This is a genomic window from Enterococcus sp. MSG3299 (assembly GCF_050555765.1).
Lineage (GTDB): Bacteria > Bacillota > Bacilli > Lactobacillales > Enterococcaceae > Enterococcus > Enterococcus faecalis.
This window is the reverse complement of the sequence record NZ_CP187869.1, coordinates 278,155-299,972: the sequence shown is the minus strand read 5'-3', so window position 1 is coordinate 299,972 and position 21,818 is coordinate 278,155. Positions and strand designations below refer to the sequence as shown.

Annotated in this window: 21 protein-coding genes; 7 read left to right on the top strand and 14 right to left on the bottom strand. The window is 38.4% G+C overall.

All coding sequences use genetic code 11. From position 1 onward, the window contains the following. The first annotated feature begins 6 nt into the window (after window positions 1–6). Together IGL23_RS01650 and IGL23_RS01645 are read left to right on the top strand one after the other, a co-directional pair. A complete protein-coding gene (locus IGL23_RS01650) occupies window positions 7–396 on the top strand; it encodes a GntR family transcriptional regulator (protein ID WP_002358356.1) in 390 nt (129 codons plus the stop codon). Beyond that, complete coding sequence (locus IGL23_RS01645; protein WP_033594667.1) at window positions 396–1,766, top strand: PH domain-containing protein; 1,371 nt, start codon at window positions 396–398, stop codon at window positions 1,764–1,766. Before IGL23_RS01650 ends, IGL23_RS01645 begins: the two co-directional genes overlap by 1 nt. A 44-nt stretch (window positions 1,767–1,810) precedes the next feature. Here the strand turns inward: IGL23_RS01645 and IGL23_RS01640 are convergent, their stop codons facing one another. The 6 genes from IGL23_RS01640 to IGL23_RS01615 form a co-directional block, all read right to left on the bottom strand. Continuing rightward, window positions 1,811–2,017 (bottom strand): heavy-metal-associated domain-containing protein, encoded by a 207-nt coding sequence (locus IGL23_RS01640; RefSeq protein ID WP_002355215.1) that lies wholly within the window; start codon window positions 2,015–2,017, stop codon window positions 1,811–1,813. A gap of 21 nt (window positions 2,018–2,038) precedes the next feature. Then, window positions 2,039–4,525: a heavy metal translocating P-type ATPase gene (locus tag IGL23_RS01635; RefSeq protein ID WP_033594665.1), complete on the bottom strand. Its 2,487-nt coding sequence runs from the start codon at window positions 4,523–4,525 to the stop codon at window positions 2,039–2,041. A gap of 15 nt (window positions 4,526–4,540) precedes the next feature. Further along, entirely contained in the window at window positions 4,541–4,981 is a 441-nt protein-coding gene (locus IGL23_RS01630) for a CopY/TcrY family copper transport repressor (protein WP_002379040.1), read from the bottom strand. A 128-nt stretch (window positions 4,982–5,109) separates the two neighbouring features. Then, window positions 5,110–6,273 carry a cation:proton antiporter gene (locus tag IGL23_RS01625; protein ID WP_002355211.1) on the bottom strand — a complete coding sequence of 388 codons (1,164 nt, stop codon included), beginning with the start codon at window positions 6,271–6,273 and terminating at the stop codon, window positions 5,110–5,112. A gap of 20 nt (window positions 6,274–6,293) precedes the next feature. Next, the gene (locus IGL23_RS01620; protein ID WP_080279869.1) at window positions 6,294–7,661 is read right to left on the bottom strand and encodes a TrkH family potassium uptake protein; all 1,368 of its coding nucleotides are present in this window, start codon (window positions 7,659–7,661) and stop codon (window positions 6,294–6,296) included. A gap of 131 nt (window positions 7,662–7,792) precedes the next feature. Continuing rightward, a complete protein-coding gene (locus IGL23_RS01615) occupies window positions 7,793–8,383 on the bottom strand; it encodes a dihydrofolate reductase family protein (RefSeq protein WP_002386047.1) in 591 nt (196 codons plus the stop codon). A gap of 198 nt (window positions 8,384–8,581) precedes the next feature. Here IGL23_RS01615 and genR point away from each other — a divergent pair, with 198 nt between their 5' ends. The 3 genes from genR to genA all read left to right on the top strand — a co-directional run bounded on the left by genR (window position 8,582) and on the right by genA (window position 12,308). Next, a complete protein-coding gene (gene genR / locus IGL23_RS01610) occupies window positions 8,582–9,343 on the top strand; it encodes a MurR/RpiR family transcriptional regulator (RefSeq protein WP_002355208.1) in 762 nt (253 codons plus the stop codon). Window positions 9,344–9,516: 173 nt separating this feature from the next. Next, complete coding sequence (genB, locus tag IGL23_RS01605; RefSeq protein ID WP_375812644.1) at window positions 9,517–10,851, top strand: PTS sugar transporter subunit IIC; 1,335 nt, start codon at window positions 9,517–9,519, stop codon at window positions 10,849–10,851. A 26-nt stretch (window positions 10,852–10,877) separates the two neighbouring features. After that, entirely contained in the window at window positions 10,878–12,308 is a 1,431-nt protein-coding gene (gene genA / locus IGL23_RS01600; RefSeq protein WP_002364989.1) for a 6-phospho-beta-glucosidase GenA, read from the top strand. A 36-nt stretch (window positions 12,309–12,344) separates the two neighbouring features. Here the strand turns inward: genA and IGL23_RS01595 are convergent, their stop codons facing one another. The 4 genes from IGL23_RS01595 to efp all read right to left on the bottom strand — a co-directional run bounded on the left by IGL23_RS01595 (window position 12,345) and on the right by efp (window position 15,368). Then, complete coding sequence (locus IGL23_RS01595; RefSeq protein ID WP_002358342.1) at window positions 12,345–13,481, bottom strand: cystathionine gamma-synthase; 1,137 nt, start codon at window positions 13,479–13,481, stop codon at window positions 12,345–12,347. Between the two features lie 13 nt (window positions 13,482–13,494). Then, window positions 13,495–14,412, bottom strand: coding sequence for a PLP-dependent cysteine synthase family protein (locus IGL23_RS01590; protein WP_002361143.1), 918 nt, complete (start codon window positions 14,410–14,412; stop codon window positions 13,495–13,497). An 89-nt stretch (window positions 14,413–14,501) separates the two neighbouring features. After that, the gene (locus tag IGL23_RS01585; RefSeq protein ID WP_002355203.1) at window positions 14,502–14,639 is read right to left on the bottom strand and encodes a hypothetical protein; all 138 of its coding nucleotides are present in this window, start codon (window positions 14,637–14,639) and stop codon (window positions 14,502–14,504) included. A 168-nt stretch (window positions 14,640–14,807) separates the two neighbouring features. After that, the gene (gene efp, locus IGL23_RS01580; protein ID WP_033594663.1) at window positions 14,808–15,368 is read right to left on the bottom strand and encodes an elongation factor P; all 561 of its coding nucleotides are present in this window, start codon (window positions 15,366–15,368) and stop codon (window positions 14,808–14,810) included. A gap of 354 nt (window positions 15,369–15,722) precedes the next feature. Here efp and IGL23_RS01575 point away from each other — a divergent pair, with 354 nt between their 5' ends. Then, window positions 15,723–16,370, top strand: a complete 648-nt coding sequence (locus IGL23_RS01575; RefSeq protein WP_002361142.1) for a FusB/FusC family EF-G-binding protein — start codon at window positions 15,723–15,725, stop codon at window positions 16,368–16,370. Between the two features lie 184 nt (window positions 16,371–16,554). Here IGL23_RS01575 and IGL23_RS01570 read toward each other — a convergent pair whose 3' ends face one another. The 3 genes from IGL23_RS01570 to fabF all read right to left on the bottom strand — a co-directional run bounded on the left by IGL23_RS01570 (window position 16,555) and on the right by fabF (window position 20,237). Next, window positions 16,555–17,523 (bottom strand): dihydroorotate oxidase, encoded by a 969-nt coding sequence (locus tag IGL23_RS01570; protein WP_002404623.1) that lies wholly within the window; start codon window positions 17,521–17,523, stop codon window positions 16,555–16,557. A 1,039-nt stretch (window positions 17,524–18,562) separates the two neighbouring features. After that, entirely contained in the window at window positions 18,563–18,997 is a 435-nt protein-coding gene (gene fabZ, locus IGL23_RS01565; RefSeq protein WP_002355197.1) for a 3-hydroxyacyl-ACP dehydratase FabZ, read from the bottom strand. Between the two features lies 1 nt (window position 18,998). Continuing rightward, complete coding sequence (gene fabF / locus IGL23_RS01560; protein WP_002358339.1) at window positions 18,999–20,237, bottom strand: beta-ketoacyl-ACP synthase II; 1,239 nt, start codon at window positions 20,235–20,237, stop codon at window positions 18,999–19,001. A gap of 297 nt (window positions 20,238–20,534) precedes the next feature. On the opposite strand from fabF, the gene fabI reads away from it, so the two are divergent. Beyond that, a complete protein-coding gene (fabI, locus tag IGL23_RS01555) occupies window positions 20,535–21,287 on the top strand; it encodes an enoyl-ACP reductase FabI (protein WP_002358338.1) in 753 nt (250 codons plus the stop codon). 98 nt (window positions 21,288–21,385) lie between these two features. Here the strand turns inward: fabI and IGL23_RS01550 are convergent, their stop codons facing one another. Next, window positions 21,386–21,799, bottom strand: coding sequence for a DUF4809 family protein (locus IGL23_RS01550; protein WP_033595372.1), 414 nt, complete (start codon window positions 21,797–21,799; stop codon window positions 21,386–21,388). Between the last annotated feature and the right edge of the window lie 19 nt (window positions 21,800–21,818).

The following is a 21,818-nucleotide window of genomic DNA, read 5'->3' as shown; positions in this document are numbered from 1 at the left end:
GATTCGATGCTTTTAGAAATAGATGAACAAAGCGAACAGCCCATCTATCAGCAACTCATTGATCAAATCATTGTAGGCATTGCCAAAGGTGAACTGGTTCCCAATGAAAGTTTGCCTTCTATCCGACAATTGGCGGACGAAATCGGGGTCAATATGATGACTGTTTCAAAAGCTTATAATAAGTTAAAACAATCAGGTTATATTGTGACTGACCGTCGTAACGGCACCAAAATTGCCGCAAAGTTACCTGCTACCGCTGTTTGGCAACAGCAATTGCATGAGCGTTTAGAACTTCTGTTGGCTGAAAGTTTTTTACATCAGCAATCCGAAGCAGAAATCCAAGCACTTATTCAGAAAATTTATCAAAATTTTGATTCGAAAGGGCGTGCATTATAATGGCGGTATTCTTTTATTTCATCCTAGTTTCTGTCGCTTTTTTTATGGCATTTACTATGGGGATTTATGCAAATCCTCACAAAAATATTATTTTGGAAAACACTTTACCAGAAGATAAACTACAAGATCCTAGCGTTCAAGCAATCCGAAAACGTTATAAAAAACGCTTGGTTCAACTAGCAGCCGTTTTTAGTGTTCTTAGTTTACCTTTGTTATTTATTCCTTATGATTCGATTTTGTTGTTTCTTTTTCTGTTACTTTTATTTAGTTTTATTGGCAGTGGCTACTATCTGCAAATCGTTTATATTCGCAAAATGGCCGCTTTAAAAATGCAAAACGGCTGGTTGCTACCTAAGCGTCCTCTCTTAATCGATACGCAATTAGTTTTAAATAAAAACCAGAAACTTATTTCATTTTGGTGGTTTTTACCTGCGATTATTCTTACTTTTGCTGGGGGCTTTTATTCCTTGCAAACGGCGATTGGTTCCTGGATTCTTTTCTTAATTACTGTTTTGATGTTAAGTTTGTTCATTGGCGGCTATTATTTTATTTCGCGCTTACCTGTCAAACCGCTAACTAGTGACTCAAAAATTAATCAGCAAATCAATGATTTATTTCGGCATCATTGGTCTGTTTTAATGGTTTTATCCGCCTTAGTTTTTGCACCGCTAACCATTTTACCAACTTTCACAATTGTAATTGATTATACGGTTGCGATGGCCCTTACTTTTTGTTATTTTATTCTTTTGTTTGTTTATGTAGGCTTTCTCTTCTACTACCTATTTTCAATGCGCAAAAAACAAGATCAATTCGTTTTACAGGCTGGCGATTATCGCTATGGGGATGATGATCAATATTGGCGGTATGGGATTTATATCAATCCAAAGGACCCCAAAATCATGGTTCCTGATCGCATTGGTATGAATTTATCCATTAACCTAGGACGGCCTGCTGGGAAAATTATTCTATCCGCTACTGGTATTTTAACGATTGCGGTGCTGTTCTTTGCCACAGTGCCGATGTTTATAAATGATTTTTCTAGTCATGCCTTTCAAGCAACTATTGAAAAGAAACAAATTGAGTTATCTGCCCCATTAGCAAAAACAAGGTCAATTCCTTTTAACCAAATCACTGCTGTTTCTTTGATTGATGACTTACCTCAAGAACGCATCCGCACAATGGGTGCTGCGACAGATAGTTACTTAACAGGAGAATTTAAAGTCGCGGGAAAACCTGCTTATTTACTAATTTATACAAAAAGTCATCCGATTCTGAAAATAGAAACGCGGGAAAAAGTTTATTATTATACTGCGCGTGATGGTCAAGAAACGACTAAGATTTATCAGGAAATCAAAGCAAAACTTCCATAACAAAAAAACAGGGCCTACTCATGATGGTAGGCCCTGTTTTTTTGTTATTCGCTGACAACCTTGAATTTTGTATCTGCCAACGTGGTATTCAGTTCATCCTGGCTTACTTCACGATCTGCTGTCACAACGGCTGTTTGATCTGCCAAGTGAACCGCAACATTCGTTACGCCGTCAATTCCACTAAATTTTTCAGTGACCGCTTGAACACAGCCATCACATTTCATCCCATCAATTTTTACTGTTTTTTCCATTTCACTTCATCCTTTTCAATTTTATTTTTGACTTCCACTAGTTCTTTTCACCGTCGAAGGTTTAAATCCTTTCAATCGTAAGGCGTTTAGTAAGACAGAGACTGAACTAAAACTCATAGCTGCTGCTGCAATCATCGGACTTAACAAAGGTCCATCAAATAAGTGTAACACACCCATAGCCACTGGAATACCTAATGTATTATAAGCAAATGCCCAGAAAAGATTTTCTTTGATGTTTTTGATGGTCGCTTTACTTAATTCAACTGCTGTAGGCACATCCATTAAATCACTACGCATTAGCACAATGTCGGCCGATTCCATTGCAACATCTGTACCTGAACCAATAGCAATCCCCACATCCGCTTGGGCAAGTGCTGGTGCATCATTAATACCGTCACCCACCATCGCAACTTTTTTGCCTTCTGCTTGTAGTTTTTTCACTTCTAACGCTTTATCTTCTGGTAAAACTTCACTTAAGACACGATCGATACCTACTTGTTTTGCAATCGCCTCGGCAGTACGCTTGTTGTCTCCTGTAATCATCACGGCTTCGATCCCCATTTTATGCAAACGTGCAATGGCTGTTTGACTGCTATCCTTCACAGTATCTGCTACCGCAATGATACCCGCAAACGAACCATCTTTTGCCACAAACATTGGGGTTTTCCCTTCTTCTGCCAAACGATCCGCTTGTTGAACAAATGTTGATAGCTCGATGGCTTCTTCTTTCATTAATTTTATATTACCCAAAAGTAGGACTCGTTTGTTGATTGTCACACGGATGCCGTGACCTGGAATCGCTGAAAAATCGCTTCCTTCTGCTAATGGCAATTGACGTTCTTTAGCCGCCCCCACAATTGCTTCACCTAGAGGATGTTCTGATCCTTGTTCTGCAGAAGCTGCTAATGTTAGTAACTCAGCTTCTGAAAGTGCTGAATCAGCAACTAAAATATCTGTAACCACCGGTTTTCCTTCTGTAATAGTCCCTGTTTTATCAAACACGATTGTTTGAATTTTGTGAGTGGTTTCTAAAGCATCCCCACTTTTAATTAAAACGCCATTTTCAGCGCCCTTACCTGTCCCCACCATAATCGCAGTCGGCGTTGCCAAGCCGAGCGCACAAGGACAAGCAATCACTAACACAGAAATGGTAATTGTCAAAGCAAAAATCCATGACTCTTGTCCTAAAAAGAACCAAGCCAAGCCAGAAAGAACAGCCAAACCAATGACGATTGGGACAAAAACACCCGAAATTTTATCAGCTAATTGTGCAATCGGCGCTTTTGAGCCTTGCGCATCTTCCACTAATTGAATGATTTGGGCAAGGGCCGTCTCTTTTCCCACTTTTGTCGCCTTGAATTGAAAGCTGCCATTTTTATTGATGCTAGCACCAATTACTGCATCACCGACTTTCTTTTCAACAGGCAAACTTTCGCCCGTTAACATGGCTTCATCCACAGAACTACTGCCTGAAACAATCACTCCATCAACAGGGATTTTATCTCCTGGGCGAACAATCACAATGTCATCCAACTGAACAGCATCAACTGGCACTTCAATTTCTGCGCCATCACGTAAAATATGAGCAGTTTTCGGCGCCAAACCCATTAATTTTTTTATCGCATCTGAGGTTTTCCCTTTTGAAACAGCTTCGAAATATTTTCCTAATGTAATTAAAGTTAAAATAACACCCGCTGATTCATAATAAAGAGCCATTGTAAAACTTGTATCTCCTAAGAATATCATGACTGTGCCATATAAACTATACACAAAAGCAGCACTGGTTCCTAAAGCTACCAAAGAAAACATATTCGGATGCCCTTTAAATAATGCTTTAAAACCAACTGTGAAAAATTCTCTGCCGACATATAGAACGGGTAACGTCAAAATCAATTGAACCATTGCAAAGGTCGTCGCATGTGTCATTGGATTCAAAAAAGCCGGCAATGGTAAGCCTACCATGTGTCCCATCGCAATATAAAGAAGTGGCACTGTAAACACCGCTGAGATCCAAAAACGTTGCCACATCTCAGCAATATGTTTTTGTTTCTTTTCACGATCTTGGTCCGCTGTTGCACCGGCAGCGACTTCTTCTGTCGCCTGATAACCTGCATCCGTAACTGCTTTGATAATTTCAGCACTCGTTACTTGATGGTCGTCATAACTAACCACCAGTTTTTCCGTGGCTAAATTAACAATCGCTTGTTGAACACCAGATAATTGGTTCACAGCTTTTTCAATCGTTTGGGCACAGGAAGCACAACTCATTCCTTCAATCGTAAACGTTCGTTGCTTGGCTGGGCTAATCGCCTTGTAGCCAGCATCTGACACAGCTTCCTTAATTTCTTCTTCTGTGACTTCCGTCTGATCATACGTGACACTTAATTTTTCCGTAGCTAAATTGACACTTGCCTTTGCCATCCCAGGTAACTTCGCCGTAGCCTTTTCAATCGTTTGGGCACAGGAAGCACAGCTCATCCCTTCAATATCAAACATTTTACTTTCCATTTTTTTCACTCCTTTTTAAATTAAATGACATTGGCATTGACCAGGAATACAGTTACAAGGGACAGATTCAACCGCCGTCTTGCGCTTCTCTTTCAAGAGTTCCTCTAATCGATCCAAATCGTCATAACTCAACTGACTCTCTGTCAAAATTGTTTCTACCACGGAACCAACTTTACGGCTGCACACCTTGGCCAAAAGTTCATCTGCCACCGTTTCAACGCTCTGACGTTCTTCTACTAGCGGATAATAAATATATTTATTGCCTGCTTTCTCCGTTCCAACTAACCCTTTATCTGTTAAACGACTTAGTAACGTCTTGACGGTCGTTGATTTCCATTCTTTCTTCTCATTTAAAAGTGTATGCACTTCACGACTCGTGGTCTTGCCTTGGGTCCAAATAACCCGCATGACTTCCCACTCTGCATCAGTAATTGTCGCTAATTTATCTTTTGCCATACTCGTTAAATTCCTCCTTCATCAATAAAAAAAGAGCTCAAGGTTACCGACTACAAACGTAGTCGTTTATCTTGAACTCATCATATAGCTATTTTATTTTTTTGTCAACAACTTCTGCTCATCTTTTTTTATTGCAACGCAGATTCTTGTTTTTTAACAAAGTATTTCAATAAGAACGGTGCAACTAAGGTCGTTAAGATAATTACCACAATCATGCTCGTATAATACGCTTCTGAAAGTAATTTAGATTGGTAGCCAATTTGCGCAATGATTAATGCCATTTCCCCACGCGAAACCATCCCAGCACCGACCATTAAAGAACTTGTATTGGAGAAACCAACCATTTTCGCTCCCCAGGCGCCGCCCAGTAATTTCGTTAAAATCGCCATAATCGTCATTACCAAAATAAAAGGTAAATCTTTTCCTAACGTGTTAAATGTCACTGATAAGCCAATGCTGGCAAAGAAGACGGGAATAAACACGGCATAGCCAATAGCTTCAATATTGAAATCAATTTCTGTTTTTGCATCCGTTTGTCCCACAGCAATCCCTGCAAAAAAGGCACCTACGACAGAACTTAAACCAACTAAATCAGCCAAATAAGCCATGCCCAAACAGATAATCAATGACATGATAATAACAGACGACCCAATGTTCATTTTTTGACTTAAACGTAGTAAATAGGGAGCAATAAAGCGGACCAAAAAGAAAATCCCAATAAAGAATAAGCCTTGTTCAATTAACTTAACAATAAAGCTGACTTCTGTATTGCCGCCTGTACTTGCACCAATCATGCCGACAGCGACACTTAAAATAATCACGACCACGATATCGTCAACGACGGAAGCCCCAAGAATCGTTGCACCTTCTTTACTACTTAAAACATTCAACTCTCTTAATACTTCTACTGAAATGCTGACCGACGTTGCTGCTAAAACTAACCCAAGGAAAAAAGCTTCTTTCCAAGAAAAAGCAAACAGCTGACCAATCAACATAGTAAAACCAACCGGTAAAACGATGCCCAAAATAGCGACCATGACACTAGGTTTCGCATATTTTTTCAATAATTCCAATTCACATTCCATTCCAGCAATAAACATCAGCATAATGACACCAATTTCTGAAAAGTCATGCACAAACACATCTTGATGCACAATATTTAACATCGCTGGACCTAACACAATCCCTACTAGCAATTGCCCAATTACCGCAGGAATTCCTACTCTTTTACAAGCAACACCTGCTAAAGTCGTTGTAATTAAAATCAAACATAAAATACCTAAAAATTCCATTCTATTTCCCTCTTTCTCTATTAACCAATCATCACTGATTCTTTTGGATATTGAACTTTCGACTGACTTTCCAAGCCTTTCTTAATTAATGACAATAACACCGTGTACACACCCACACGACCGACGAACATTAGAAAAATAATCACTAGTTTACCAAAAACAGTTAAATCTGGTGTTAACCCCATTGTTAAACCGACCGTTCCAAATGCAGAAATCACTTCAAAAACAATATACTCAATCCCGTTTTTTAAAGGTAATGTTTCTGTAAACGAGAGAATAACCGAAGCAGTTACACATAAAAAAGTTGCCAAGAAGAACAAAGTAAACGCTTGGAGCACTACTCGCTCAGGAATTGTGCGTTCATGGAATTCCACTCGCTGTTTCCCTTTAAAAATTGCACGAAATTGTAAAAATAACACACCAAACGTAGTGGTTTTCAAGCCGCCAGCGGTTGATCCTGAAGTGCCACCAATAAACATCCACAAAATCGTGACAATCAGGCCTGGATTACTCATTTTCAAATAATCAACCGAATAAAAGCCAGCCGTTCTTGGTGTAACCGACAAGAACCAACTGTTGACAAGACGCTGCCAAAAAGACATGTCAGCTGGAAAATGGCGATATTCTGAAATGTAAAAAATAACGGTCCCTAAGACTAAAAAGGTAGCGGTCACCGTTAAAGCAAGGCGTGTATGAATACTAACACGGTGCTTAATTTTATTTTTATAGCCTTTAATCATTGCAAAAATATCGCGCCACACAATAAATCCTAAGCCGCCAGCTATAATTAAAAAGCTAATGACTAGTAAAAGATAAGGCGAATTTTGATAAGGAACCATACTATCCCCTAGCAAATCAAAGCCAGCATTACAAAATGCCGAAACGGCATGGAAGAGACTAAAAAACAACCCTTTTTTCCACCCAAATGTTGGCACAAATTGAAAGGACAACAAGAAGGCTCCAAGTAATTGAATAATGGCCGCAAACTTCATAATATATTTCATTAAACGAAAAACTCCGGAAACTTCACTAACATTTAACGCTTCTTGATACAACATCCGTACACTTAGTGACGCTTTTTTCCGCAGCAAACTAAAGAAAATCGTGGCAACGGTTAAAAAGCCTAAGCCGCCTAATTCAATCAAAATCATAATAATAACTTGCCCGATAGGACTCCAATGTTCCGCCGTATTCAAAGGCGAAAGCCCTGTAACACAGACGGCGGAAGTTGCCACGAAAAAAGCATCAATCCATTGCGTTTTTTGTCCAGATTGTGCAGAAAAAGGCATCATTAATAAGATTGTGCCTACAACAATTAATAAAAAAAAGCCTAAGACAATTGTTTGAACAGGTGAAATATACAACCTTTTTTTGATCTGATGTTTCATTTTTTTCTCCTCTACCATTTCTTTGTTAATCAAAAACAACACAAACGGCTAGACAACTGTTGCTTTGTTCCTCTCGCCCTATGAGAAACTCAAAACCTTGAAAGCAACTTGCCCAACCGAATAATTATTTTTTAATTTTTGTTTTCACGTTGATAAATCGAATAAACCAACTCATTTTTTTGATAAACCTGTTTTAAACGAACTGGGATTGATTGAGCCATTGTCTCGTATAGAGCAATGCCCTCACCCAGAAACAGTGGTATTGTCGTCAAAATGAAGGTATCAATTAAATCAGCTGCCAAAAGCGGTTGAACCACTTTTGGGCCTCCAACAATCCAAATTCCCGCGCCGTCTTCTTCTTTGAGACGACGAATTAATGTGACGGGATCTTCTTTGGTAAAAGTTCTTGAAGCAGTTGATGGTTCTGGATGAGAGGTAATGATATAAGAATGCTTGTCTTCATAAAAATACACATCTGGAGACAATTCTTGTGTCACTTGATCATAAGTAGTCCGCCCCATTACCACAGTGTCTATTTTTTCATACATTTCATCGTAACTACGATCTTCTTCATCGCCACGAATATTTTCTTCTAACCAAGCAACACCGCCCGCTTTATCCGCAATGAAACCATCAATACTCGCTGCAATAAATAAAATTACTTCCCGTGCCACATCAACGCCTCCTTTTCTCTTCTTATCTATTTTAGCTTGTTTTCTCAAAAAACTCTAGGGGTGCGCATTGTTATTTTTAAAAGAAAAAAGAGAAAAACTAGGATAATTGGGCTACTTTTTGTAAAATAGGAAATAAGAAACTTTTTATTGAGTTATTTTACATTTTTTTCAAGAAAAATAAGAATTGGTTTATTTGATTTACACAAAAAAATAACATATTCAGTTTTTATATAAAGGAGGATTACTTTGTTTGATTTAGAGAAGGTTCAGACCTTGAATGAATTAGAAATGCTCGTTTACCATTATGTATTGGAACACCTGCACCAAATCCCTCAACAGACCATTCGCCAACTGGCTACTTCCTGTCATGTCTCCACCTCAACGATTCTACGATTTTGTAACAAAATGGGCTATGCTGGTTTTTCCGAATTAAAATATGCAGTGAAAGAAGAAGCCAAACAAACACAAACGTTTGAAAATTTTTATGATGCCACAGTTCACGTCGATGCTTTTTTGAAAAAATTAAACCAAGAAACCTATTACGAAATGCTTCGTCCAGCAATTCAAATGATTGTTCAAGCACGTCACGTTGCCTTTACTGGCATTGGTACTAGCGGAATTTTAGGTAGTTATGGCAGTCGTTATTTTGCCAACTTAAATATCAATTCTTACAGTATTGCTGACCCCTTTACGCCTATCCCCAAGCGCGGATTTGAAAATACATTAGCCTTGATTCTGTCTGTATCTGGGGAAACCAATGAAATGATTAAACAAATGACCGATTTTAAAACAGCTGGTGCCAAAGTGCTAAGCATTACCAACAATCAACATTCAACTATTGCCCGCTTGGCTGACTACAACATCTCCTATTATATGCCCGACGAACGTTCTCCATTTGCAGATAAATCAGTTAATACAACCACTCAAATCCCTGTCATTGCTTTAATTGAACTCCTAGCTCATCAAGCAAGTCAACTTTTAAAGGAACTAGATGAAACACCTTTCTAGTTGTTTTTCAAAAAAGCTCATGCTGTCTAAAACAGCATGAGCTTTTTTGTTTTTTTTCTTGGTACATGTTTCTCATTCAAGCAAAAGTCTATTTTTTCTTCAAATAAGCTTATATAGTAAATATGTAAACGGATACATTTGCATTTATATTATTCTTCAAAGGAGAGATTTTTATGAACGAATGGATTAACGAGAAATTATTACCTCCAGTACTAAAATTCGTCAATACCAAAGCAATTACTGCCTTACGGAACGGGATGCTTTACACGATGCCTTTTACCATTGTTGGTTCCGTGTTTCTTCTATTAGCGAATTTCCCAGTTACAGCTATTTCTGAATGGGTTAACGCAAGTGGTCTGGCTGTTTATTTCAATCAAGCATATGGTGCATCTTTTGCGATTATGTCGTTATTTGCGGTCATCGGTATTGCCTACTCGTATGTAAAAAGCGAGGGATTTGAAGGCCTCCCAGCGGGCATGATTGCCATGGTGGTTTTCATTTTGTTTATGTCATCTGAAGTCAAAGATGCGGTTTCTGGCGCAGTAGTTGGCAATGTCATCAACAAAGATTGGACAGCTGGCAAAGGGATGATTACAGCTATTATTGTTGGTTTGTTAGTCGGCGTTGTATATAGTTGGTTTTTACGTCATGATATTCGTATCAAATTACCAGAAGCTGTACCAGAAAATGTGGCCAATTCCTTTACTGCGTTAATTCCTGCCAGCGTCATTGTAACTGGTGCAATGCTAATTTTCATTCTTCTAGATAAAGTCTTCAATACGACATTCTTTGACTTTATTTACGAAGTGCTACAATCACCACTTCAAGGAGTCACAGATTCACTAGGTGGCGCATTACTATTAGGTTTTGTCATTCCGCTCTTTTGGTTTTTCGGTGTTCACGGGTCAACAATCGTTGGCGGCATCATGGGTCCTATTTTACAAGCAAACTCTTTAGAAAACACCGAAATTTTGAAATCTGGAAAAGACTTAACACTGGCTAATGGTGGCCATATTGTTACACAACAATTTTTAGATCAATTTTTAACGGTCACTGGTGCGGGCATGACAATCGGGTTAGTCGTGTTCATGGTTTTCTTTGCCAAATCAGCTCAGTTTAAGAAATTAGGTCGGCTTTCAATTGGGCCAGCTGTTTTCAATATTAACGAGCCAATTGTCTTTGCTACACCTATCGTGATGAACCCAATCATGGCTGTGCCATTCATTATCACACCGATTGTTTCTTCTGTTGTGACATATTTTGCCTTGTACACAGGACTGGTTCCTCTCTTTACTGCGGTACAAGTTCCCTGGACTACTCCTCCAATCATTTCTGGACTTTTAGTTGGTGGTTGGCAAGCAGCGTTGCTTCAAGTAGTGGTACTGACGATGAGTTTCTTTATCTATTTACCGTTTGCTAAAAAAATGGATGCACTTAACTACGCAGAAGAAACCAATCAACCGATTACTGAAGAAACCCTTGAAAAAGTCGAAGCACAAAACGTATAAAAATTTGAACAAAGGACTGAAACGATATGTCAATTTTGAAAAATGATTTTCTTTGGGGCGGCGCTGTCGCTGCTCATCAATTAGAAGGAGGCTGGGACCAAGGCGGTAAAGGGGTGAGCGTGGCGGATGTAATGACTGCCGGTGCACATGGCGTCCCTCGTAAAATTACCGCAGGCGTTTTACCAGATGAACACTATCCTAACCATGAAGCGATTGATTTTTACCATCGCTATCAAGAAGATATTCAACTATTCAAAGAACTTGGTTTAAATTGTTTCCGAACCTCTATTGCTTGGACACGAATTTTTCCTAACGGAGATGAAGAAACGCCCAATGAAGAAGGCCTTCGTTTTTATGATGCACTTTTTGACGAGTGTTTGAAAAATGGCATTGAGCCAGTCGTGACACTGTCTCACTTTGAAATGCCTTATCATTTAGTCACAAAATATGGCGGCTTTCGCAATCGCCAGGTCATTGATTTTTTTGTCAAATTTGCTGAAGTCTGTTTCACTCGTTACCAGAAAAAAGTCAAATATTGGATGACCTTTAACGAAATTAACAACCAAGCCAATTATGAAGAAGATTTTGCACCTTTTACTAACTCTGGTATTGCTTACCAGGAAGGAGAAGACCGCGAAGCAATTATGTATCAGGCTGCTCATTATGAACTAGTCGCTAGCGCACGTGCAGTGAAAATTGGCCACGCTATCAATCCCGACTTCCAAATTGGCTGTATGATTGCGATGGTGCCTATTTATCCTTATTCTTGTAATCCTGAGGATATGATGATGAGTGTTAGCGCAATGCAAAAACGTTATTGGTTTACCGATGTTCATGTCCGCGGTCATTATCCAAGTGCAATTCAATGCTATTTGAAACGAAAAAACATTTCATTAGATGTCACAGAAGAAGATTTAACTGATTTGGCTAATGGCTGTGTTGATTATATTGGCTTTAGCTATTACATGTCGTTTGCTGTGAAAGGTGCAGAAAAGGCCCCTACTTTTGACTACAATGAAGCAAAAGACTTGGTGCGAAATCCTTATATAGCAACATCTGATTGGGGCTGGCAAATCGATCCTATGGGCTTGCGCTATGCAATGAATTGGTTCAATGATCGGTATGAATTACCACTCTTTATTGTTGAAAATGGCTTTGGTGCTATTGATGAGCTAGAATCAGACGGAACGATTAACGACACTTACCGAATCGCTTATTTACGTGAACATATTGAGATGATGAAAGAAGCCGTTGCGTATGACGGCATTGATTTGATGGGCTACACACCTTGGGGATTCATCGATTTAGTGAGCGCTAGTACAGGCGAAATGAAGAAACGGTATGGCTTCATTTATGTAGATAAAGACAACGATGGTCACGGAACGTTGGAGCGGCGAAAGAAAAAATCGTTTGCTTGGTATCAACAAGTGATTGCTACGAATGGGGAAGAATTATAAACAAAAGGCCTTCGTCTAAAGACGAGGGCCTTTTGTTTATGCTTGTAATCCCTTTTCTAAATCAGCCAATAAATCTTCGACTGCTTCAATTCCTACAGATAAACGAATGAGTCCATCTTTAATTCCCACAGCTTCACGATTTTCTTTGGGAATAGATGCGTGAGTCATAATGGCAGGTACTTCAATTAAACTTTCTACGCCACCTAAACTTTCCGCTAAAGTAAAAATTTCCAACGCTTCTACGAAAGGAACGACTTGCTCATCCTTGGCTAATTCAAAAGAAATCATGCCACTAAATCCCGACATCTGTTTTTGCGCAATTTCGTGACCAGGATGACTCGCTAGTCCTGGATAATACACCGTTGCTACCGCTGGATGCGCTTCTAAAAATTCTGCGATTTTTTGAGCATTTTGGGCATGCGCTGCCATCCGGACGCCTAATGTTTTTAAACTACGTTGGACCAGCCAACTATCATGTGGTCCTAGAACAGCACCAATCGCATTTTGTAAAAAGGCAATCTTTTCTGCGCTTTCTGGATGATTCGTTACGACTAAACCAGAGACTACATCACTATGGCCCCCTAAATATTTTGTCCCGCTGTGAACCACAATATCAGCACCTAACGCTAACGGCCGTTGAAAATAAGGTGTCGCAAATGTATTATCGACAATAGTTAACAACTGATGTTTTTTAGCAAGCTTAGCTGCCGCTTCAATATCTGTAATTTTTAACAGTGGATTACTTGGTGTTTCCAAAAACAAGGCTTTTGTATTTGGCTGAATTGCGGCTTCAATTGTTGATAAGTCGCTGGCGTTTACAATCGTGTAGCTTAACCCATTTGCTACAAATACTTTATCCAATAAACGGAAACTCCCCCCATAGACATCGTCACCTAATAAAATATGATCTTCGGGTCCAAACATAGAAATGATTGCATGGATACCAGCTAAGCCTGAGCTAAACGCAAAGCCATGGCTCCCACCTTCTAACTCAGCGATTAAGGTTTCTAACGCGTGACGTGTGGGATTACCTGAACGAGAATATTCATATTCTTTTGGCTGGCCCACGCCATTTTGTTCAAAGGTTGACGTTTGATAAATAGGAACACTCACTGCACCTGTTGTTGTGTCTTTACTAATGCCGCCATGAATTAATTTGGTATTGAATTTCATAAAAGGTTTCCTCCTAAGAATAAATATTTTTTGATAAATAACGGTCACTACCGTCAGGAAAAATAGTTACAATTGTGCTGCCTGCTGGTAAGCGGCGCGCCTCTCTTAATGCCGCCGCAAACGCTGCGCCGCTGGAGCTTCCCACCAGCAAAGCGCTTTTCTTGGCTAATTGTTTGACCCAGAAAAAACCATCCTCGTCTGAAATGGTATAAAAGCCGTCCACAGGAATCTGTTTAAGAAAAGGCGGCACGAACTCCACGCCAATGCCTTCGATTTCATGTCCGTGTGCAGGTCCGCCATTTAAAATCGAACCTTCTGGCTCCACGCCCCATAATTGCGTCTTACTATTTTGTTCTTTGAGATATCTGCCAACACCTGCAAACGTTCCACCACTGCCTAAACCTGCGACAAAGCTAGTAATCTTCCCGCCTAGGTCTTGAACAATTTCAGGTCCTAATCCTTCGTAGTAAGCAGCAGGATTATCCGGATTTTCAAATTGTAACGGCACGTAACTATTAGGAATTTCCTTGGCTAAGTCTTGGGCACTAGTTATCGCTCCGACAATCCCTTGCTCTGTTGGCGAAGGGACAATTTTAGCACCTAACGCTTGCATCAGCTGTTGTTTTTCCTGACTAAATTTTTCTGGCACAACAAAGATTGTCTTGAGGCCCAGTTGACTGGCAGCTAATGCAAGTCCAATCCCTGTATTCCCAGCTGTCGGTTCAATAATTGTTGTGGCTTGATTTATCTTTCCCGTTTTCATTGCTTCTTTGAGAAGATGCACACCAAGCCGATCTTTGACACTGCCACCTGGATTCAAATATTCTAGTTTCGCATAAATTTTAGTGCCTTCTGGCATAGGATATTGTTCACTTGTAAATTCAAATAATGGTGTTGCTCCGATTGTGTCTAAAATTGACTGAACAATCATAGCGAATTCCTCCTTCTAATACATGTACATAAAACAAAAAGGTGCTGATCGCATCAGCACCTTTTTTGTTTATTTCTGGTTGTCTAGATTCAGAGAGGAATCGTGTTAGGCAATTTTTCAGAAATAACGGAGGTTTTCCCCATCACAAAAGAGTATGCTGCACTATTTTGCACCATACAACAACAGCTTTCCGTTTCTAAAAAAGGGCTAGCTTGTTTTTTCGTCATGGTTGATTTCCTCCTTCGTCATGTGTTGACCAAACTATACCATTTCCCATTTTCTAGTGTCAACGATTCTAACGATTGCTATTTCCTATCACACCAATGGTTTTCTTATAGGCAAAAGAATTAATAGACCAAAAAAAACAGAAGGCTAGCCTTCTGTTTTTCTGCTACTTATTTAGCACGTTTTAAATACGTACCTTCCGCAGTATTGATTTCTAATAATTCGTCTGCTTCAACAAAATCTGGAACGTTAACAACTAATCCTGTTTCCATTGTAGCGGGTTTACCAGAACCAGTTACTGTTGCGCCTTTGATTGAAGGTTGTGTTTCAGTAACACGTAAGATTACCGTTGTTGGTAAAGTTAAACCAATGACTTCTTCACCATAAAATTGAATTTTTACTTCCATATTTTCTAATAAATATTTTAGTTCTTCTTCAATTAAAGCAGTTGGTACTTCATATTGTTCATATGTTTCTAAATCCATGAAAATAGCCATATCATCTTGGCTGTATAAATATTGAACCGGTTTTGTATCGATGTGCGCTTTTTTCACTTTTTCATCTGGGCGCATTGTTGTATCTGTTGTTGAACCCGTACGAACATCTTTTAATTTCATACGCATAACCGTGTTACCTTTACCTGGTTTGTGGTGGCTAGCTTCCATTACTTTAATTAATTTGCCGTCTTGCTCAAAAGTCATACCGGCTTTTAAATCGCTTGCTGCAATCATTGTAATTTCTCCTTTTCTCTGGTTAATTCTTCATTATTGTAGCAAATAACCTAGGATTAATCTAGGAAATCACGTATCTTTTTTAGAAGTTTATCACTCCCCAGACATTGAATTGGGAAATAAAACGAGTTTAACTTGCCTTTTTTCTTGAATTGCGTTAGAATTACCAAGCTTTCATCAATTATTTTCACTTTTTACATAGAAAAAATCAATCATTAAAGGGGGTGATGATATGATACGTCAAACGCTATCTTTATCAAAAACACATGAGGTTGTCTGTCACTAAACATACGTTGGTGAGACAAATTGCCTTTCAGCGTATGTACTCGGTCTATTTGAAAGGAATTTAAAATCATGAACCCAACTATTCAACCTTACCAATTTAACATAATTAAAGAACAAGTCGCTGTGTTACTAAATACCTATACGTCTGTTAACGATGCTACGACTGTCAAAACTGTCCAGGCCCTATGTGTCGAAAAAATCAATGGGTTATTTCCAGAAGAACACCCTGCTGTTACGATTTTGTTGGACAAAGTGATGGATCGTCGTTTAACACGCGCACGTGCTGAAAAATATTTAGATGAATTAAAAGAAACCGTGTTGCCCTTTAAAGAACCTTCAACACCACAAGTCACGAAAGTCTTTCGCAAAGTGAAAAAGTTAAAGATTCCTGAGTGGGAAAACATGGATTTACGGAACAATACCTATGTCGGTTGGAACGACGCTGGGACTCAGAAAAAATTTATCTTAGCTTATCGAGAAAATAAATTAATCGGCGTCCACGGCACCCTTTCACCCACCATTGTTAAAGGTGTTTGCTCCATCTGTCAAACAATCACGAATGTGTCTATGTTCCTAGCTACCACCAAATCAGGCGGCGACGGAACCTACACGAAAAAAGGCAATTACATTTGCCATGATAGCGACACCTGTAACCAACAATTAACACAACCTGAATATTTGGAAGCCTTTATGGAAAATGTTAAGGCTGTGAAATAACAAAAAAGAGCGTGGGACAAAAATCACTTTGGATTTTTGCTCCACGCTCAAAAACTGATAAACGGCGGGAACAGAACCAACTCCTTCGGAAATAAGCCGAAATTCTCCAAAAATTAAAGAGCAATTTTCGGAAATTTCTTCTTATTTCTCGGAGCTAAACGGTTCTGTCCCGACCTCTTTTTTGTTACATCTCTTTCAATTTCCCACGAAATTCTTCAATACTTTCATAACCTTTTGCTGCCATGATTTCTTGTAATTCTTTGGCTAGACGCGCAAAAACTTGTGGACCTTCTTGGTGCAATTGTGTGCCAACTTGTACTAATGTCGCACCACATAAAAGATGCTCAAAAACATCTTTTCCACATGTAATACCGCCCGTTCCAATAATTTTGATTTCTGGTTTCAAACGTTGCGCAAACGCACGAACATTGGCTAACGCTGTTGGTTTGACATATTCGCCGCCCAGTCCACCGAAACCTCCTTTTGGTTTAATGACCACTTCTTCCTTGTCACTGTCAATATATAAACCATTACCGATGCTATTAATACTATTCACGTAAACTAAAGGGAATTTATTTAAAATTTCAGCCATTGCGTCAAAATGTGCAATATCAAAAAATGGGGGTAATTTTACACCTAATGGTTTAGTAAAAAATTGGAAAACTTCTGTTAAAAGCTTTTCTGTTAATTCAAAATCATAAGCAATTTGCGGTTTACCAGGCAAATTGGGACAAGACAAATTAAATTCTGTCACTCCTGTGTATTCACTTTCTTGCACTTTTTTTAAAATAGCGATATTTTCCTCATAATTCATACCAGATACAGATAAAAAGCGTAACTCCTCGGGAAATTCCTTTTGACGTGCAATCTGATAATCTAAATAATAATCAATCCCTAAATTAGGCAAGCCCATTGAGTTAATACTTCCTAATGGTGTATCAAAATACCGAGGCTCCTCATTGCCCTGACGAGGATTAGGTGTTGCCGTCTTAGCGACAAAAGCACCTGCTTGAGAAGCCGCTAACTCGTCCATTTCCTTAATTGTCATACAATGAATGCCTGATGCGTTCATTAACACATTCGCCAATTTATGTCCCGAAAACTCTACTGAAATATCCAAAAGAAAAACCCTCCTGTAAATTGTTTTACTCATAAGCTTACCACCTTCACGTAAGCTTTTTATGATTATAGCATGTTTTTTTGCGTTAGTGTTATTTATATTTGCGACGAGCATTTTTTGTATTTGGTGTTTTTTTGTATTTCTTTTAAACTCTGTTTCATTTGTTCTAGCCACTTCTTTATAAAGTTCTATTAATGTGTTTACAGGTTTAAATTTCAACAGATATTTTTTTCCTAAAATATATATTATTCCTAAGATACATAAACGTATTAACCCTTTACTAAACCAGATTATGTAAAATTCTAGCGAGTCTTCTGGAAAAAAATATAAACTAATTTTATTAATCCAGCCACAAGATTCTAAAATATCTGAAATAACAAATGAACTATAAAGCATTACCGACCATATGACTATTAAAAATTTTGTCCTTCTCCATTTTTTTTGTAAAAAATTTGGTATTTTTATTTCAGTAAGTTCTTCTTGAGCAAAGTAATCTATTCCTTCTTTAGAGTAAAATAACAAAACAAAAGCAGTAAATAATGGTATTACAGTCCACCAATCTCTATCAAAAAAACCTAAACTATACACAACAGCACTTATTTTTAGAATATTTTTCAATTTAATCTTAGGGTCACTTTTTAGTTCATATACTATAAATATTAGAATTATTGATAAAATATAAACTAAGCTGAAATATAGCGTAATTTTGCCGCGTATATTTAAATAATAAGTAACATCTACCAATGCAAAAAATCCCGAAATAATTAAAATCCATATTGCCAAGTCCCCTTTATTCCCTGAAACACTCTTTCTATTTTTCATATACAAAAAAATATAAGTAAACGACAAAATACCGAAAACTATACGATTTAGTCCTTTAGGAATACTCTCAAAAAAATAGTTAAGCGTTCCCCAAAAGACAAATAACAAACCATAGATAACTGTTTGTTTAAAAAATTGAGGTTGTAAGTTTTTCAACATAATTTACCTCCAGCACCTTTTTTTATTAATTTTATCATACCAGAACAAAAAAAGAGCAAGCCTTCACCGCTTGCTCTTTCTAATTATCTTTTTATCGTCCCACAATAAACGTCAATTCACATTCGCAGACCTTTTTATCTTCCACGTAAGCAGTCGCTTTGCCGATGCCGACAAAGTCACGTAATTTGACGATTTCAAAATGTAATTTCAAGACATCACCAGGGACCACTTTTTGACGGAATTTTGCTTTGTTGATACCGCCAATATAGGCCGTTTCACCTTCAAATTGATCCATTTTTAAGATTAAAATCGAACCTACTTGTGCCAATGCTTCAATAATCAAAACGCCTGGCATTGTTGGATTTCCAGGGAAATGTCCTTGGAAAAATTCTTCGTTAATTGTTACATTTTTTGTTGCAATAATCTTTTCATTTGGAATAATTTCATCCACATAATCAATATAACAAATCGGATAGCGATTAGGAATCATTTCCATAATTTCTGTTGCAGTCATTACTTTTTTCATACTAGTTTTCCTCCCATTTCTTCAAGCAAATTACACCATTATGGCCACCAAAGCCAAACGAATTACTAATTGTATAGTCCGCTGTAATGTCACGTGCACCTTCTGTGACATAATCTAAATCACAATCTGGATCAGCAACTTGGTAGCCTACTGTCGGATGAGCTTTTCCTTCTTGCAATGTTTGCACACAAGCGATCGCTTCGATACCGCCAGCCGCGCCCAATAAATGTCCAGTCATACTCTTTGTACTTGAAATTGGAATTTGCGATGCTCGCTCACCAAAGACACGTTTGATGGCCGTTGTTTCCGCAGCGTCATTCGCTGGGGTTGACGTACCATGAGCATTGATATACCCAATTTGTTCCGGTGTAATCCCTGCTTCCGCAATCGCCATTTCCATCGCAGCCGCCGCGCCACTACCGTCTTTTAAAGGAGCGGTCATGTGGCTAGCATCACAGTTGCTGCCATATCCAACAATTTCGCCGTAGATAGTTGCGCCACGTTTCTGTGCATGCTCGAGTTCTTCTAAAACCAGCATTCCTGCGCCTTCACCCATCACAAAACCTTTTCGTTCTTTATCAAAAGGAATCGAAGCCCGAGTCGCATCTTCTGTTGTATTTAAAGCATTCAATGCTGCAAAGCCTGCAATCCCAATTTCACATACTGTGGCTTCTGTCCCCCCAGTTACCATCATGTCCGCTAAACCATATTTAATCGTGCGAAAAGCTTCACCAATCGCATTCGTCGCAGAAGCACAAGCAGTCACGATAGTTTGAGAAGGTCCTTTTGCACCTAGACGAATCGAAATATTTCCCGCTGCCATATTAGCAATTACCATGGGCACGAAAAATGGTGTTACGCGTTTTGCGCCTTTTTTATCCATTACCCGTACTTGGTCTTGTAAGGTAGTCATCCCGCCAATCCCACTACCGACAATCACACCTAAACGAGTCGGGTCAATCGTTGCTTCTGTTAAACCACTCATTTCCCACGCTTCTAAAGCAGCGACCAAGCCATATTGAGAAAATAAGTCCATTCTTTTTTGCTCTTTGCGTTCTAAAACAGCACTTGGGTCAAACTCTTTTACTTCACCAGCCAAAGCTACCCCAGTATCTTCAGAATCAAATTTAGTAATTTTGCCAATTCCTAGCTTGCCATCCACTAGATTATGCCAAAATTCTTTTACGGTATTGCCTAATGGTGTTACGGCACCCATGCCGGTTATGACCACTCTTTTCATACTGTACCTCCGAGTTTATTTTGATTATCAAACTATTATTTCATGCGGTTTCCAGCACTTTTTCTCAAAAAATAAGAAAAATAGTTTGACTTTCAAAGTATTTTGGTTAATAATTCAGACATCAGGAAAAATGTCTGTTTTTTTCAAGATTAGAAAATTGAGAAGATTTTGTTATCATTCTCACACAGATAATACCAGTTGAAATTTTATTCGTCAACTCAATAAATGTAACTTTTACATTTTGATGAAGAAAAGCCTATTCTATCAACAAAAATTTTTTATTAAAGGAGATTTTATATGTTTTTACAAAATAAGAATGTCGTCGTAATGGGTGTTGCCAACAAAAAAAGTATTGCTTGGGGCTGTGCAAAAGCATTAAAAGATCAAGGGGCCAATGTTATTTATACGTATCAAAACGAACGCATGAAAAAGCAAGTGGTTAAATTAGCAGATGAAAATGATTTGTTGGTGGAATGCGATGTTGCTTCTGATGCGTCCATTCAAGCAGCCTTTGAAACAATTAAAAATGAAGTGGGCACGATCGATGGACTAGTCCATGCGATTGCTTTTGCCAAAAAAGAAGAATTGTCTGGAAACGTTAGTGACATCACTCGTGATGGTTTCCTATTAGCACAAGATATTAGTAGCTACTCTCTTTTAGCAGTTACTCATTATGCGAAACCTTTGTTAAATCCTGGTTCAGGAATTGTCACATTGACGTATTTAGGTTCCGAACGTGCGATTCCTAACTACAATATGATGGGGATTGCTAAAGCTTCTTTAGAAACTGCCGTGAAATATTTAGCTTTTGAATTAGCTGCAGATAAAATTCGTGTCAACGGAATCTCCGCAGGAGCGATTAAAACATTGGCTGTGACTGGTGTAAAAGACTACGATCAATTGATTAGTATTTCTAATGAGCGGACACCAGATAAAACAGGTGTAACCATTGAAGAAGTCGGAAACACTTGTGCCTTTTTAGTCAGTGAACTAGCTAGTGGTGTGGTCGGTGACATCATTTATGTCGATAAAGGCGTTCACTTAACTTAATCATTTTTTGTCTTTATTTTCTATTTATACATTAAAAAACAGAGATTGGACAATCTCTTTCACTCATTGATTGTCCAATTTCTGTTCTATTTTTTACTTTATTCTATAATAAAATCGACAGTTTCAATTCCAAAAACAGTTGTTAGAATTTGATTGACTTGTTCAAAAAGTTCTGGTAAATCTTCCAGTTTATTTTTAGATTGGATTTTTTCAGAACCGTTATCGTAGCTTAAATGATTGTACGCTTCTTTAAAGGTTACTGCTGTGTCTTCTTTTCGATAAAGGATATATTCGTCATCTAGCATATCCATTTGCAGCTCCTGTTTAAATCCATTTCTGGCAACAACAGCAGAAACTAGATGAGCAACTGTCAAGCCATCTAACGGAATGTCCACTCCATTCATTGCTAATGTGTAGACGGTATCTTCCACTAAACCACAGGCGTTGCAACCACCACTGGTTAAATCTACTGTACTTGTTATAATTGCCTCTTGCATCGTTTCTTCCCCCATATTGTTTTTTAAAGTTATT